At 58.1% G+C, this 234-nt stretch carries 1 pseudogene; it reads left to right on the forward strand.

The window, feature by feature from the left end:
• Positions 1 to 209 (forward strand): annotated as a pseudogene (locus A3730_RS31610) (DUF3108 domain-containing protein); the annotation flags it as partial.
• Between the last annotated feature and the right edge of the window lie 25 nt (positions 210 to 234).

The following is a 234-nucleotide window of genomic DNA, read 5'->3' on the forward strand; positions in this document are numbered from 1 at the left end:
TGGGCAAACTGGATACCCTGCTGGTTGAAAAGAAACGTACCGGGGACAGCAAAGAAAAACGGCGCACCCTGTTCTGGGTAGCGCCGCAGCTGGACTACATGGTGGTACAGGCCAAACACATTGAGAGCACCCTGTTGAAAGCCGAGATGATCATGATCGACTACAACGGCCCGGAACTCGTTCCGGACTCAGCGCCCGCGTCAGACTAGGCCCGTGGCAGGGTCACGCCACGCT

It is taken from the genome of Alcanivorax sp. HI0044 (assembly GCF_001634945.1).